Source organism: Nitrospirota bacterium (assembly GCA_030684575.1).
Taxonomy (GTDB): Bacteria; Nitrospirota; Nitrospiria; order Nitrospirales; family Nitrospiraceae; genus Palsa-1315.
Map to the genome: position 1 here is coordinate 220,454 of JAUXVD010000014.1, position 12,900 is coordinate 233,353.

The 12,900-nt window shown below is 57.6% G+C and carries 18 protein-coding genes; 13 read left to right on the top strand and 5 right to left on the bottom strand.

The annotated features are described in order from the left end of the window. Positions 1-20 precede the first annotated feature (20 nt). From Q8N00_10955 to Q8N00_10970, 4 genes are all read right to left on the bottom strand, one after another. On the bottom strand, positions 21-374 hold the full coding sequence (locus Q8N00_10955; protein MDP2383312.1) for a hypothetical protein: 354 nt from the start codon (positions 372-374) through the stop codon (positions 21-23). Positions 375-513: 139 nt separating this feature from the next. Next, positions 514-1,101 carry a class GN sortase gene (locus Q8N00_10960; GenBank protein ID MDP2383313.1) on the bottom strand — a complete coding sequence of 196 codons (588 nt, stop codon included), beginning with the start codon at positions 1,099-1,101 and terminating at the stop codon, positions 514-516. Further along, entirely contained in the window at positions 1,098-3,212 is a 2,115-nt protein-coding gene (locus tag Q8N00_10965; protein ID MDP2383314.1) for a marine proteobacterial sortase target protein, read from the bottom strand. Before Q8N00_10965 ends, Q8N00_10960 begins: the two co-directional genes overlap by 4 nt. Before the next feature lie 100 nt (positions 3,213-3,312). Then, positions 3,313-4,053, bottom strand: coding sequence for an OmpA family protein (locus Q8N00_10970; GenBank protein MDP2383315.1), 741 nt, complete (start codon positions 4,051-4,053; stop codon positions 3,313-3,315). A 257-nt stretch (positions 4,054-4,310) separates the two neighbouring features. Here Q8N00_10970 and Q8N00_10975 point away from each other — a divergent pair, with 257 nt between their 5' ends. The 6 genes from Q8N00_10975 to Q8N00_11000 all read left to right on the top strand — a co-directional run bounded on the left by Q8N00_10975 (position 4,311) and on the right by Q8N00_11000 (position 9,375). Beyond that, a complete protein-coding gene (locus tag Q8N00_10975; GenBank protein MDP2383316.1) occupies positions 4,311-4,478 on the top strand; it encodes a hypothetical protein in 168 nt (55 codons plus the stop codon). A gap of 356 nt (positions 4,479-4,834) precedes the next feature. Next, complete coding sequence (locus Q8N00_10980; GenBank protein MDP2383317.1) at positions 4,835-4,984, top strand: hypothetical protein; 150 nt, start codon at positions 4,835-4,837, stop codon at positions 4,982-4,984. 501 nt (positions 4,985-5,485) lie between these two features. Then, positions 5,486-6,313 carry a hypothetical protein gene (locus Q8N00_10985; GenBank protein MDP2383318.1) on the top strand — a complete coding sequence of 276 codons (828 nt, stop codon included), beginning with the start codon at positions 5,486-5,488 and terminating at the stop codon, positions 6,311-6,313. 478 nt (positions 6,314-6,791) lie between these two features. Beyond that, entirely contained in the window at positions 6,792-7,640 is an 849-nt protein-coding gene (locus tag Q8N00_10990; protein MDP2383319.1) for a GIY-YIG nuclease family protein, read from the top strand. 103 nt (positions 7,641-7,743) lie between these two features. Further along, positions 7,744-8,640 carry a hypothetical protein gene (locus Q8N00_10995; protein MDP2383320.1) on the top strand — a complete coding sequence of 299 codons (897 nt, stop codon included), beginning with the start codon at positions 7,744-7,746 and terminating at the stop codon, positions 8,638-8,640. Between the two features lie 75 nt (positions 8,641-8,715). Beyond that, positions 8,716-9,375 (top strand): hypothetical protein, encoded by a 660-nt coding sequence (locus Q8N00_11000; protein ID MDP2383321.1) that lies wholly within the window; start codon positions 8,716-8,718, stop codon positions 9,373-9,375. A 142-nt stretch (positions 9,376-9,517) separates the two neighbouring features. Here Q8N00_11000 and Q8N00_11005 read toward each other — a convergent pair whose 3' ends face one another. Next, complete coding sequence (locus tag Q8N00_11005) at positions 9,518-9,829, bottom strand: hypothetical protein (GenBank protein MDP2383322.1); 312 nt, start codon at positions 9,827-9,829, stop codon at positions 9,518-9,520. Positions 9,830-10,205: 376 nt separating this feature from the next. Between Q8N00_11005 and Q8N00_11010 the strand changes: the two genes are divergently transcribed. From Q8N00_11010 to Q8N00_11040, 7 genes are all read left to right on the top strand, one after another. After that, the gene (locus tag Q8N00_11010; protein ID MDP2383323.1) at positions 10,206-10,412 is read left to right on the top strand and encodes a type II toxin-antitoxin system HicB family antitoxin; all 207 of its coding nucleotides are present in this window, start codon (positions 10,206-10,208) and stop codon (positions 10,410-10,412) included. After that, positions 10,412-10,639 (top strand): type II toxin-antitoxin system HicA family toxin, encoded by a 228-nt coding sequence (locus Q8N00_11015; protein ID MDP2383324.1) that lies wholly within the window; start codon positions 10,412-10,414, stop codon positions 10,637-10,639. The genes Q8N00_11010 and Q8N00_11015 overlap by 1 nt, the downstream gene beginning before the upstream one ends. A gap of 289 nt (positions 10,640-10,928) precedes the next feature. Then, positions 10,929-11,138, top strand: a complete 210-nt coding sequence (locus Q8N00_11020; GenBank protein ID MDP2383325.1) for an AbrB/MazE/SpoVT family DNA-binding domain-containing protein — start codon at positions 10,929-10,931, stop codon at positions 11,136-11,138. Then, positions 11,135-11,506: a type II toxin-antitoxin system VapC family toxin gene (locus Q8N00_11025; GenBank protein MDP2383326.1), complete on the top strand. Its 372-nt coding sequence runs from the start codon at positions 11,135-11,137 to the stop codon at positions 11,504-11,506. The genes Q8N00_11020 and Q8N00_11025 overlap by 4 nt, the downstream gene beginning before the upstream one ends. A gap of 186 nt (positions 11,507-11,692) precedes the next feature. Then, positions 11,693-12,118 (top strand): hypothetical protein, encoded by a 426-nt coding sequence (locus Q8N00_11030; GenBank protein MDP2383327.1) that lies wholly within the window; start codon positions 11,693-11,695, stop codon positions 12,116-12,118. 121 nt (positions 12,119-12,239) lie between these two features. Further along, positions 12,240-12,464: a DUF433 domain-containing protein gene (locus Q8N00_11035; GenBank protein MDP2383328.1), complete on the top strand. Its 225-nt coding sequence runs from the start codon at positions 12,240-12,242 to the stop codon at positions 12,462-12,464. Next, the gene (locus tag Q8N00_11040) at positions 12,461-12,805 is read left to right on the top strand and encodes a DUF5615 family PIN-like protein (GenBank protein ID MDP2383329.1); all 345 of its coding nucleotides are present in this window, start codon (positions 12,461-12,463) and stop codon (positions 12,803-12,805) included. The genes Q8N00_11035 and Q8N00_11040 overlap by 4 nt, the downstream gene beginning before the upstream one ends. Positions 12,806-12,900: the final 95 nt, after the last annotated feature.

The following is a 12,900-nucleotide window of genomic DNA, read 5'->3' on the forward strand; positions in this document are numbered from 1 at the left end:
CTTGGAGATGCTGGATGGGTCTAGATGCGAAGGGAGAGCAACGGGGACAGGGAACCAGTGGGAGGCGGTTGATGATCAGACAAAGAGACTCGTAACGATGCGTGATCCGGCAATGTGAAGCTCGTAGAGAGAAGCGCAATGGCGACTGCCGGAGCCGCGACGAAGACGTCCGCGACCGAGTGGACCGCTCGCTGCGAGGGCATGAGCAGATGCTCGGCAGCATTGCCAGGTTCTTCGGACGGCACAGAGGCATCGGCTGTCACGTCCGGCTCTTCAAACACCAGGTCGACGACCAGGTCTCCCGTGCTCCAGAAACAGAGTAGGAGCGTGAGCCACCCGATGACTTTCATATGCCGTGTGAACAGAAAAGACATGGGGCAAGTATAGCAGAAGAACGAGTGATGTCCACATGTGCCTGTCGCGGGGGTTGAGCAGAGGAGCCTGTCCTTGCTGCGGCAGCCTTCCGGTCATCCTTCATGGATCGACCGATATCACCGTCGTCTCGTCGGAGCGTCACGGCTCCTCTATGGCCGATACCACATAGCGCAGCGGTCCCCCTGGCACGATGGCATCGAACGGATAGCAGGTTATCAGGACTACCTGTCGTTCATCATCATCGGAACGAATCCAGGCGCTTCGAGAGTCGACGACCTGGCGATTCCGTACCGTGAATTGCAGCCACCGACCTGAGGACTGTTGAAGCCGGATGGTCTCGCCTGGTTGAAGCCTCTCGAGAAACCTGAAATGGGTATCGCGGTGTCCGGTGAGGATCGTGGTCCCAATCGAGCCGGGAGCGGCGCTCGATTCCAGATGGCCTGGTCCGAAGGCCAATGTCCGGCCATAGGCGCCGTTCAACACAATGAGATCGATATCCTTCGAGGGAACCGTGAGCCTGGCCACTGGCCAGGTATCGGCCCAGGGCCAGGGCTTCATCTGTCCTTGGCCTGCCCGCGTGTCGGCCCAAGCCCGTTGGAGCAGGGCTTGGGCCAGTTCGGCCTTCACATAGATCCAGGCGCCGCTTCCACATTGCCAGAGGCCGAGCAGGACCAGGGTGAGGACCAGCCCTGTCACCACCCTGGTCTTGATATGCGGCAGGGTCATGCGACCACTTTCTGTCTTTTCCAGAGCAGGCCCGCTGCCGCCAGCAGCAACAGCCCGAACAGCAATTGGATCTGTCCATTCGTCCCGGTCTTCGGCAGACCGAGCATCGCCTGGGAATCCTGTCCGTCCGGCAGATTGGTCTTCATCGCATGGCCGATCAGGCTCTTGTCGAGGGGACGAACCGGCGTGACATCGACCGCGATCAAGCTGCTGTACTTGCTCACAAGATGATGGGGCAGCGCGACATCGAGCACCGCCTGGCGCAGGGTTGCATCAGCCTGGCCGGAGCGTTCGTGATCCATCAGCGCGGCGATCTTCTGCCTCGCCCAATAGACCGACAATCCGTCGCGCGATTGGCTCTGTGTCAGCGTGAGCGTTGCCTTCCAGGGCGTCGCTCCCTCCTTCCCCTGGATCGTCACCTCGTCAGGCAACGACGAGGTCTTGATCGCCACCACGATCGGCTCACCGTCGTAGAGGTCCGGAATGCGGGAGGGAAAGAGTTCGGCGTGATCCAGGCCGGTGCCTGCTAGACGAATCTCCGTCAGGACCGGATGTTCCAGTTTGCGGAAGAGCGCATCCATCTTGTCCTTCACCTCGTTCACATTGCCGATGTGGGTGAAGGTTCCCCTGCCGAACTCGGAGGCCTTCCGCATGAAGTGGCTGTTGGGTGCCGAGCCGATGCCGACCGTAAAGAGTCGGCGTGGACCCAGCCGTTGCCGGATCAACTCGAAGAGCTCGGTGTCGTTGCCCACCTGTCCGTCGGTGAGAAAGATCACTTGCTGGATTCGGTTCTCGTCGGCCGGAGCCTTCAGCGCCTGCGTCAGCGCCGGCAGCATTTCCGTTCCGCCGTTGGCTGCGAGGCGGTCGACGAACCTCATGGCCTTCCGCATCGTCGTAGTCGTCACCGGTTGCGGCGCGGGGAAGAGGGCATGGACGATGCTGTTGAATTCGATCACATTGAACGTATCGCGTGACGTCAGCCGGGGGAGCGCCATCAACAATGCGGCGCGGGCCTGTTCGATCGAGGTGCCGGACATCGAGCCGGACGTGTCGATGATGAAGATCGTTTCACGCGGCAGACCAACCGTTTCTTTTTCCACCCTGGCCGGTGGCATCACCATCATGAAGGCATAGGTGGCTCCTTGCTGTTGCTGGGTAAAGAGGGTTGCGGTGGGGCTCTGTCCGGGGGCCGGTTGCCAGGTCAGTTGAAAGTCCCGGTCGGTCGGGACGGTATCCTCGCGCAATGTGATGTGCCGCCGTCCGTCGGATTCGGGAATGACAAGAATCGAATGAGATGCCGATTCCAGTTTGCCGAGCGGAAACCCTGGCGCCAGATCCACCGAGAGACCGACGGGGTTGATCGAGCCATAGTCCAGATGTTCGGCCGGCGGCGTCACGCGCGAGGCGTCCGGCACGCGATCCGTATCCAGCGCCATGCCCTGACCGGCCTGCGGTTGGTTCTCGACAAGGACTGCTGTGCCGGGGATGTAGCGGGGTCCAACGACCATGGGGAAGCGGAGCGAAAAGGTGCCCTGGTCGAATCGAACCGTTTCCTGATATTCGATTTCAATCGTGATGCGGTCGCGCGGCGCGATGTTCGCGATGGATGTCGTAAACATATTCGGCCGTTCCTGCTCCACCAGGCTCGCCCGTTTCCCATCCTGTTTGGCCTGCTCATAGACCTTCTTCGCCTCGCCCCGTTCCTTGATCTGGCCTTCGATGATGCGTTCGCCGATCTTCATGCGGAGGTGATCGACGGCGGCGCTGTCGGGAAGCGGAAACACATAGATGCCTTCTGCCCAATCCTTGCCGGGGTTCGTAAACTCCTGTGTGACGATGGCTCGCGCGATCACGCCGGTCACGGTGATCTGCACGTCGGTCTTCAGGGTGGGCGCCGGGATAAAGCGCCCGGCTTGACCGGTGCGAAAGAGCAGCCGGCCCTGCGTCACATCGCTCAGGCCGACGGTCCCTTCAAGGGGAGCCGGTTCCTCTCCACAGGCATGCAGGATCGGGAGCCCGCCGGCCCAGGAGAAGAGGGTGAAGAACAGCGTGATCCAGAGAGTCGGCAGGTGGTTGATGGTGCGGGGTTTGTCACTCGCGATCCAGGTCATGATTGGTGCCTCGTGATTCGTCAGGAATGGTGGTGCTACTCGTCGATCAACCGGCCCTGGCGGAGCCTATCGTCTCCGCCAGGGGCACAGGCTGCTCCGGTTAGCTGCCGGAGGTGTAGTCGATGAGGGGGATGGAAGGGTCAGTTCCGCTGGGTTCGTCAGTGGAGGGGAGGAGGCTCTCCTGGGCCTGCGTGGCAACGGTCGGCACGATCATGTGTGCCTGTCCGATCTTCCGCATCTCCAAATGCACCCGCCGATTCATATTCCGGCAGACATCGCTGGTATCGAGGCAGAGCACGCCTTCTTCACCCAGGCTGACCGTCTTGATCTGGTTCTCGGCAACGCCGGCGTTCACGAGTTCCGCTTTCACCGTCTCCGCCCGCTTCAGACCCAGCTTCTTGTTGTAGCTGGCCGACCCCTGTTGGTCCGTATAGCCCTGGATCAGCAGGCCCCAGTCCCCGTTCTTTTTGAGGATGTCGGCCTGCGCCGCGAGGATCGACTTGGCCTCGTCCGTCAGGCCCTTCCGTCCGACTTCAAAGTAGAGATCCGTATGGACGGTGTCACCGGTTCCGGTGGCGGCCAACTTGGTGAGGGGCTCGCTGAGGGGGTTGGGGGGAGTCTGGTTCTGGAGCAGGGTCGTGACCTGACTGTCGGTCAGCTGGTCGTTGGAGCTAGTGGCCGATGAGACGGCCAGGTCTTGGGAGTAGAACCAGAAGGCGGCGATGACGATAGCCAGGCTGAAGACCAGCCCGCTGAGGAGATAGACCTCCTTCGTGTCCCTGCTCGGTCCCACGATGGCGGGGGAGATGTTGCCTGACGAAACGGACGAGGGCTTTTGCATGATGGCACTCCTTCTTGGGTAACGGTTCTGGGTCATGGGTCAATGGTTATCGGGCTTTGAGTCTTTCGGGATGTCGCATCGCGCTGAATCCACCTCCTTTCTCATCCGCGATCGACTCGCCCGTTGGCCAGATGCTTGAGCAACCGGAATGCCGACGTTGGAAAGAGGAAATGGCTGACGAGAAGTGAGGGAAATTCAGGGGTTGAGAAGGAATGGGAGAGTTACGGTCGATGCGGGGAAAGGAAGCCCTTCATTGCATGCGGGGATGGCCCCTCAAGAAAAGAGGGGGCCTGGCAGAGAGCGGTCGCGTCCTCACCTCCCGGAGCGACCCTATCGGACTCAGCCAGGTGGAAGATCCGCCTCGGCTGATGAAGGGTGGGCAGCTCCGGCTTCGCCATGATGCGATGGATCGAGACGCGACATGATCGTTGTACTATTGGCCGTGCGCCTGACCGGACTAGCAGAGCGGCGCCACGGCACCTGGTGTGCCAACTGACTGGCATCTGGCGCTATGTCGAAAGTCTCCGTGCCCAACCCTTCCATCCGAGGCAGAGTGAAAGAAGGGGGATGGGGCCCCGCTCCTCCGGTGAAGTTGCTCCGCTCTCTGCCAGGCCCTTGGAGGTGGAAAGGCGATAAGGTTTTAGAGAATGAATGGGCCGTATCTGCTATCCTTGAAGTGACGAGCGCATGAGATGAAAGGGAGAGAAAATTGGCTGAGTGGGTGACGTACAAAAATCATCAGATTAAAGCCTGTTCCCAATCTCTCGGAGATGACCGATGGATGCCAAAGGCGCTCGCATGGCTTTCAATGGGCGGCCGGGCGCCGATGAAAACTCTCCAGGGTGAGTCGCATGAGGTCAGCAGTACGGAAAGTAAGGCGAATGTGATTGCGCTTGGGAAAGCCAAGAAATGGGTCGATCAACATCAATAGGTTGAACCGGATTCACTCCTCCATCAGACTATTCTTCTTGTTCGCAGACTTCCCACGATAAACTGGCCTGATTAAGACCCTTGCTGATCTTTTGCGCTCGGAGCAGAGGGGAAGGGGGATCCGCCAGACCATCCTTCTTGCTCGCGGAACGCGCGTGGGTTCGTCTGTCTGGTTAGATGGTCTTTCTGGTCTATCTGGTTCTTCTGATGAGGGTTTCGGTCCGACCAGCCAGTAAACGAGACAGACAAGATAGACCAGGCAGACCTCCCCCTGTCCGATCAACCAGACAAACCAGATAGACGAGATAGACCAGATGAACCAGATTTCGTTCGACGCGCGCAGTGAAGGACAGTCTGGCGACTCCCCTGGTGATACGGGAAGGTTACTGGTTATGAATAGGGCCTCGCTCGACGGCCGCAGTCAAAAGCTCCTCACGCCCTTACTTGCTGAGCAAGGAACAGCGAGCACGAGTGGACGCGCGCAGTAGGGGATTAACCAGACGTGGTACAGTGGGCCATGTCCATCCTGCCGTTCACTCCTTGCCCCGCCACGGGAGACGCATTCATTGGTCGGCAAGGGCTTGTCAGGAACCTGCGTGGGCGCATCGCGAGGGGCGAATCGCTGGCGGTGATCGGCGGGCCGAAGCTGGGGAAGACCTCGCTGGTTCGCACCGCCTTGAAGGGACTGTCGGACCGCACAGTGGTCGAGGTGGATTGTGGCATATATCCGTCACTCCGGTTCGATGTGCTGCCCGGATCGATCGTGGTCCTGGACAATCTGGACGATGCCGACGGCCAGGCGATTGCACCGTTACTCGCGCGCCTGTCGGCGGAGGGAACAGCCGGCCTCGTCGTAACCGGTGGCCGCCGACTACGGACGCTGCTGGGCCATTCCGGGACAGAGGGCGGCCTGAATTTTCGCCTGTTTCCCCTGTCAGTCCTGCTCGATGGGGAGACGCGACGACTGATCGGCAAAGACACGAGTCCTCACCTGGCCGCCTGGACGGGGAACCACCCCTACCTGACGAAGCTGCTTCTCCACTATGGGAGCGATGCCGTCGCGGTGGGTCGGTGTCAGTGGGAGCCATTCGTGCAGCGTCTGGCGGCGGAAATCGGCGAGGGCCCCGAGCGGCGGCTGTTGTGCTACCTGATCGAGTGCGGGAAGCCCGTGAATCCCATCAAGGCCCAATCCGACACCGGAATCCGAGACATCAAGGCGGTCGCGGACACACTCACCTACCTGGGTGTCATCAGTCGCTGGATTCGGAATGAAGAGGCAACGATCTTCGCTGGTTGTCGGCTGCTCAACAACTACATCACCGCGGTCTGAATTGGCGACGATAGGTAGCAACCAGGCCGCCCTTCTTGCTCGCAGATCGCGCACACAAAACGGATGGGAAGGGTGGCCCGTTGATCTCCTGTGCTCGCGCAACGCGCGGCCTCAGACAGGCAGGGGGGCAGCCTGGTCGTCCTCCTGCTCGCGGAACGCGCGTGGGCTCGTCTGTCTGGTTAGATGGTCTTTCTGGTCTATCTGGTTCTTCTGATGAGGGTTTCGGTCCGACCAGCCAGGTAAACGAGACAGACAGGATAGACCAGGCAGACCTCCCCCTGTCCGATCAACCAGACAAACCAGATAGACGAGATAGACCAGATGAACCAGATTTCGTTCGACGCGCGCAGTGAAGGACAGTCTGGCGACTCCCCTATGTGGATAAGAGCAGGCGGTTGCAGTAAACTCGCCCACGAGATCCTGCCATGCTGTAATGGCGGGCTGCGGCAGACTTATTAGTTATGCATATGGTGCACACATGACCTCGGCCACGATCAAACTCTTCCTTCCACGCGGAGATGCGAAGAGCCTGCGCACTGCCGAAATCTCTAACTGGACTGGCAAGGCTGTCGCCGCGCCCCGCACAGAACTAGACGAGCTTCTAGCTCGCGAGGAACTCGAAAAGGCCGGCGTCTATATCCTCATTGGCAGCGACCCTCTTACCAATGCGGCCCGTGCTTATATTGGGGAGGCGGAGATTATTCGTGAACGACTCAAGCAGCACAAGACTAAGGAGTTCTGGGTCTCGGCAATCGTTTTTGTGAGTAAGGACGAGAACCTGACAAAGGCACATGTGAGATATCTTGAGAGCCGCCTCCTAACAGAGGCCACTGAGGTCGGTAGGTTTACGCTAGAGCAGAATCAGGCTGGGGGCTCGAAGCTTCCTGAATCTGACCGTGAAGACATGGAAGTCTTTCTGTCGCGAATTCGACAGCTTCTTCCCGTCCTCGGCTCCGACATTCTTGCCCCGATTGCTCAACCCGCTGCGAGACCTCAACCAGGGGGTGTGCTCTTTTGTCGGATTAAAGGGGCCGAGGCGCGAGGTCAACGAACCGCGAACGGCTTCGTCATATTCCACGGCTCCACGGCTGTTTTAGAGGAACGCCCATCTGCCGAGAGTTATCCCTATGTCATAGCCCAGCGCAAACAACTCATCGCCGATGGTACGCTCATTGAGAAAGACGGCTTCTTGGTGTTGACCAAGGATGCGGAGTTTTCTAGTCCATCTGCTGCAGCGGTAGTTATTCACGGTGGGAATGCCAACGGACTTACCGCCTGGAAAACCAAGGATGGAAAATCACTCAAACAACTCGACGAACAGGCCTAAGCACACCTAGAAGGAATAAATGTGTCAGGCGCCTTTACTCTCTCAATCCTTGCTCCTGCGAGTCGTCATGCATTGCACCTAAACCCTCCGTAGGTACTTGGATATGCCATTACCACCCGTGCCATTTTTCATGGATGGGCCGTGTCACGATCTGGGGTATCTGAATACACGAGATCATCCTCGTGGTGCCGACCACAAACGCTTTGTCGAAGATCTCTGGGGGCGGTATTATCCACTCGCCGATATCCATTTTCGTGAAGATGCACGCAACCATTTTCTCCAGAGATTCTGGGAGATGTATCTCGCTGTTGCCTTACTTGAGCATGGGTTCGAACTCCACCGTCACGGAGATGAGGGTCCGGAGTTCTATTCCTATCTCGGGCGTGAGCGTGTCTGGTTTGAGGCAGTTGCGCCTGATTCCGGCAATGGGCCTGACCAAGTTCCACAGCTTGTTTTTGGCGAGGCGACCAATGTTCCAACCGAACAGATTCTCTTGCGTTTCACGAATGCGCTCTCTGAAAAGCGAAAAAAATATACTGCTGCATTGGCCAAAGGAATCGTCTCCGCTGAAGACCACTATGTTCTCGCTATTAACTCTCGAGGGATTCGGCACGCTCCCTATGGAAACTCGATACCGTATTTTATCCAAGCTTTTCTCCCCTTTGGCCCGCTTACTATTTCGATCGACGTGAAGACCTTTGAGCAGAAAGATTCTTTCTATGCATATCGGCCAGAGGTCTCAAAATCTAACGGCTCCCCAGTCTCAACGCGAACCTTTCTCGACGAAGAGTCTTCGTTCTGTTCCGCCGTATTGCACTCAGGAGTAGACTGTGCAAATCACCCTGAACAACTCGGTGGTGATTTCTCTGTTCTTCACAACCCTCGAGCACGGTGTCCTCTCGATGTAACAGTATTGGGCCGATGTGAACAGTTCTCGTTACAAGATAATCAGCTGCATCGATCAAACCCTAGCCAGGCGTTTGGTTCGGACACACGATAAGAGCAAAGAAGCAGAGATAAAGGGGTCTGACCTCTTAAATTCCTTCCGTGAACCCATTCACCGCGAGGTGCATCGTTGAAGCCAACGTGGAGAACACCGCATCTGATTAGCCGCCTAGGATTTGCGGCGGCGTTGGTTGTGACGATGGTCGCCGTGGGTCAGCTGCTTCACGTCGCAGGCGGAGGTCAGGCGAGGTTCCAGCGCATGCCGACGCAGTTCATCGCGGCGTTGGGTGATCCAGGTGCGACCTCCGGGAGCGGCGCGCAATTGTGGGGTCTGTGGCGTCTGGACCCCGGCCCTCGCGGCGTGAATCTGAACAACTATGGTCGGTTGAAGGATGCGGGTGGAGTCGCCCTAGCTGGCTGGAGATTCGACGAGGCAGACTGGTGGCTTGAGGAACATGGCTTGATCATGGAGTCGCCGGACTTCCCGGTCCCTCCTCGCAAATACTTGGTCACGGGTAACCGCGCGGTGACGGCTGTGCTGACCGTGTATCCCGCCGACAAGAATGGTGATAGCCGCTGGGAGCTCGATAACGGCGCGACGCTCTATGATGTGACGCACCTGGCCTGCCGCTCAGCGCGCTATAGACCGGCGGCGGGTGATGGATCCTGTTCGCCGGAAAAGGTACAGAAGTTTGCGTTTCCCGTTGCTCCAGGAGGGGCGATGCCTCCAGTCGAGGACTGCAAGAAGCAAGACTATACGGTTCTCCTCGTGATCGGTGTGGAAGACTGAACGCCGGTGGCGCTTTTTCAGGATGGTCGGGATGCGTCCCTCACTGCGCGCGTCCATTCCTGCTCGCTTTCCCCATTCAATAGCCATCAAAGCAAGGGCATCAGGAGCTTTTGATTGCGGCCGTCGAGCGAGCACAGGTCACTCAACGGAATTTGTTTTTAGCAGCCGCAACCGTTTGGTCGATCATGTTTTCGGTCGTTCCGATCATTTTCCCGATCAGTTTCCCGATCGCTCTACCGGTCTTGCGCGCTTTGGCCTTTGCGGCGCTCTGAGCGCTCGTGGCTTTCCGCTTGACGACGTCGGCTCCTTTACGTGCCCTCGTACTTGACGCTTTGGCGAGGCTGCTCGTCTTCGATGCCACGGCAGCGCCCTTCTTTTTGACGTTCCGTTTGACGCTGGAGGCTTTCCGGACCACCTTCTTGCCGATTTTCTTCGCTGCTTTCTTCACCTTCATGACACCTCCTTGATATGTGGATGGTGGTTTTCTGCCTCATCTCATCGAGGCCGGCTAGCTGAGCCTGCTAGCGTGACGTACAGTCTACGTATTAAACACGAAAAGGGGTCGAAAGTCTTTTCTTGATTCGTCGGGGGTAACTGGGTCAGACCCCTTAAGTTTGATCTCATTCAAGCGCGATGACGGATCGAATGGTGGATAAACCTTGAATGTTTCAGTAGACTTATCTTCGACCGCTTGTGGCGCTGGCGAATGATGGGGGACTGGCGCGATGAGCGGGGCAAGCGAGACGCAAGAAGCCTGGCCGCGATGAATAGATGCCGGTTGTTGTAGGGGTTCTTGTGTTGAGGGAGAGAGAACAGGAAGAGGAGACGCCATGAAGTTTACGATTACCATTACGCGCGACGAGGATGGGGTCTATATCGCTGAATGCCCCGCTATTCCTGGATGCGTCAGTCAAGGTAAGACGGAGGCGGACGCGCAAACCAATGTGCAGGATGCGATCAAGCAGTGCCTTGAAGCGCGTGCTGAGATGGGGATGCCGCTGACCGTTCTTACTCGTCAAGTGGAAGTCATCGCGTAATGCCGCCGGTTCCCCTTCTCTCTCCATCCGACGTCATCAAGATTTTTCAGAGTCTTGGTTGGCAGATGGTTCGCCAGAAAGGCAGTCATATCATCATGACTAGGCCAGGCCACATCGCCACTCTCTCGATACCCAATCACGCGGAAGTTGCACGGGGCACGCTACGCAGTCTGATCGCTAAAGCGGGGCTGACGGTTGAGCAATTCATTGCAGCCTCGAACAAGTAGTTCATCGAACCTCCGCATGGCCCTCTGCGGGATCAGGGAGCATCGGAGGCAGTCTTCTCCAAGATATTATTGCTACCTGCCTTGAACAAGAAGAGTTCCCTCCCGTAGGATGCTCAAACAGTCCGTCCAGCAAGGCCGCAGGCGTGCCCCTCAGGGGTACGTTGAGGATTTCGACGAGCTGAGAACGAAGCTGGCGGACTGTTTCAGTATCCGTCCAGGAAGAGGGTTGTCTTGACCTAGAGCGTACGACGATATTATGATCGATCGTGAATTGGTATGGAGGTCCATCATGGCCATGACGACGATTTCACCGAAATTTCAAATTGTGATTCCCAAGGAAGTGCGGGAAAAGCTTCATCTTGCCCCGAGCCAGCGGTTGCAGATTGTGGAAAAGGGCGGAGTCATCACCCTGGTGCCGGAAGTCCCTCTGAAATCACTCAAGGGCGCGCTCAAGGGCATGTCTAAAACGGATCTTCGGGAGAAGAAGGACCGATTGTGAAGGTCTTGCTGGATTCCAGCGGATGGATTGAATTCTTCACGGGTGGACCACTCGCCGAAAAATATGCGCCTTATCTCACCTCCCGGTATCAGCTCATCACGCCGACCATCGTGCTGTATGAGGTCTACAAAAAGATCAAGCGGGAACGAGGGGAGGAGACGGCATTATTGTTCGCGGGACGGCTCAGCGCCACCCAGGTGGTTCAATTGACAGAGTCGATTGCCCTCCTCGCTGCCGATGTGAGCTTGAAGCATGGTTTAGCGATGGCCGACGCGATTGTGTATGCCACTGCTCGGGACCAAGAAGCTGAGGTCGTCACAGGGGACGCGGACTTGAAGGATTTGCCTGGAGTGGTTTACGTCAAGTAGATATCCGAGGACACGAAAATTTGGCGGAAGTTTTTTCTTGATTCGTAGGATGCTCAAACAGTCCGTCCAGCAAGGCCGCAGGCGAGTCGAAACCGGAGGCGTACCCTCAGGGGTACGTTGAGGATTTCGACGAGCTGAGAACGAAGCTGGCGGACTGTTTCAGCATCCGATTAAAGGAGAGACGTCATGGCGAATGAAGTTACGCGCAAAGCTTGGCGCGAGTTGGGGTTTTATTGCGGGAAAAGCGATGCGGCGAAGGAATGGCGTATTGTCGGGTCGGTGGCGGGGTTGCGGAAGTTCGCGGCTGAGATCCGGGCCTATGCGTCCAATCCGGCGAACGATCGGCTGTCGGAATATGCTCAGTTCGGACCGGCGATGAATCTCGAAATCGGCACCTCGCATCAACCGGAAATTACCGAGCAGTGGATCGGCGGCCCGGTGGTGGACCTGCTCCGGCTGGCGACGTTTATCGAGCGGAGCGTGCAAGCCAATGTGGTCGGGAAGTCCGTGGCCCTGCGCTCGAATTTCTCGCCCATGGCTCCCTATGAACTCGTCCTGGACGTGCGCGATGACGAGTTTGACCCTGCCTCCGCTGACCCAACCTGTCAGTGAACGGGGGGATGGGGAAAGGGGCCTGGGTGGTAGATATAGGACCGGATTTTCAGTAGACTTATTCCTCGGCCTTGGGATCTGTCAGTATCTAGGCTACGGATCTGCTCAGGAGGTTTTGATTATGGCTGAACTCGCAGAACGTATTACCGTCAATCCTGCACAGTGCGGAGGGCGGCCCTGTATCCGTGGTATGCGGATTCGGGTGATCGACGTCCTGGACCTGCTTGCCACAGGACTCACTCAGCAGCAAGTCCTCAAGGAACTGCCGGACCTCGAAGCGGAAGATATCCCGGCTTGTCTTCGCTTTGCCAGTAGTCGGCTCAATCACCCAATCCTCGCTGCGTGAAGATCTGGCTCGACGCGCAGATTTCTCCTGATATCGCTCAATGGTTTCGCGTGACATACGGCGTTGAGGCCTTGCCGGTCAAGGCCTTGGGATTTCGCGACGCAACAGATCGCAACATCTTTCTTGCCGCGCGCGAGGCGCGAGCCGTTGTGCTGACGAAAGACCGCGATCTGGTCGATCTTGTCACCCAACTCGGCTCACCACCCCAGATCTTGTGGGTCACTTGCAGGAACACATCGAATGCAAAGCTGAAGTCGATACTCACGCAGGCTTGGCCTTCAGTCGTCATTCTTCTCGTGGCAGGCGAAGCAGTTATTGAAATCAGTGACATAACGGTTTAATCGACCCGCTATACAGATCCTGTCTATTACGCACAGTGCCCACAAAATATCGCCTTGGGAAGGCTGCGAAGGAGCTGCTCAAGATTTCATCTTCA

Coding starts and splice junctions, on each gene's coding strand:
- Q8N00_10980 (MDP2383317.1), top strand. CDS start 4,835: ATGCCAAAGGCGCTCGCATGGCTTTCAATGGGCGGCCGGGCGCCGATG.
- Q8N00_11035 (MDP2383328.1), top strand. CDS start 12,240: ATGGCTGAACTCGCAGAACGTATTACCGTCAATCCTGCACAGTGCGGA.
- Q8N00_11015 (MDP2383324.1), top strand. CDS start 10,412: ATGCCGCCGGTTCCCCTTCTCTCTCCATCCGACGTCATCAAGATTTTT.
- Q8N00_11005 (MDP2383322.1), bottom strand. CDS start 9,829: ATGAAGGTGAAGAAAGCAGCGAAGAAAATCGGCAAGAAGGTGGTCCGG.
- Q8N00_10965 (MDP2383314.1), bottom strand. CDS start 3,212: ATGACCTGGATCGCGAGTGACAAACCCCGCACCATCAACCACCTGCCG.
- Q8N00_10975 (MDP2383316.1), top strand. CDS start 4,311: ATGCGGGGATGGCCCCTCAAGAAAAGAGGGGGCCTGGCAGAGAGCGGT.
- Q8N00_11010 (MDP2383323.1), top strand. CDS start 10,206: ATGAAGTTTACGATTACCATTACGCGCGACGAGGATGGGGTCTATATC.
- Q8N00_10995 (MDP2383320.1), top strand. CDS start 7,744: ATGCCATTACCACCCGTGCCATTTTTCATGGATGGGCCGTGTCACGAT.
- Q8N00_10960 (MDP2383313.1), bottom strand. CDS start 1,101: ATGACCCTGCCGCATATCAAGACCAGGGTGGTGACAGGGCTGGTCCTC.
- Q8N00_10955 (MDP2383312.1), bottom strand. CDS start 374: ATGTCTTTTCTGTTCACACGGCATATGAAAGTCATCGGGTGGCTCACG.
- Q8N00_11030 (MDP2383327.1), top strand. CDS start 11,693: ATGGCGAATGAAGTTACGCGCAAAGCTTGGCGCGAGTTGGGGTTTTAT.
- Q8N00_10990 (MDP2383319.1), top strand. CDS start 6,792: ATGACCTCGGCCACGATCAAACTCTTCCTTCCACGCGGAGATGCGAAG.
- Q8N00_11020 (MDP2383325.1), top strand. CDS start 10,929: ATGGCCATGACGACGATTTCACCGAAATTTCAAATTGTGATTCCCAAG.
- Q8N00_10970 (MDP2383315.1), bottom strand. CDS start 4,053: ATGCAAAAGCCCTCGTCCGTTTCGTCAGGCAACATCTCCCCCGCCATC.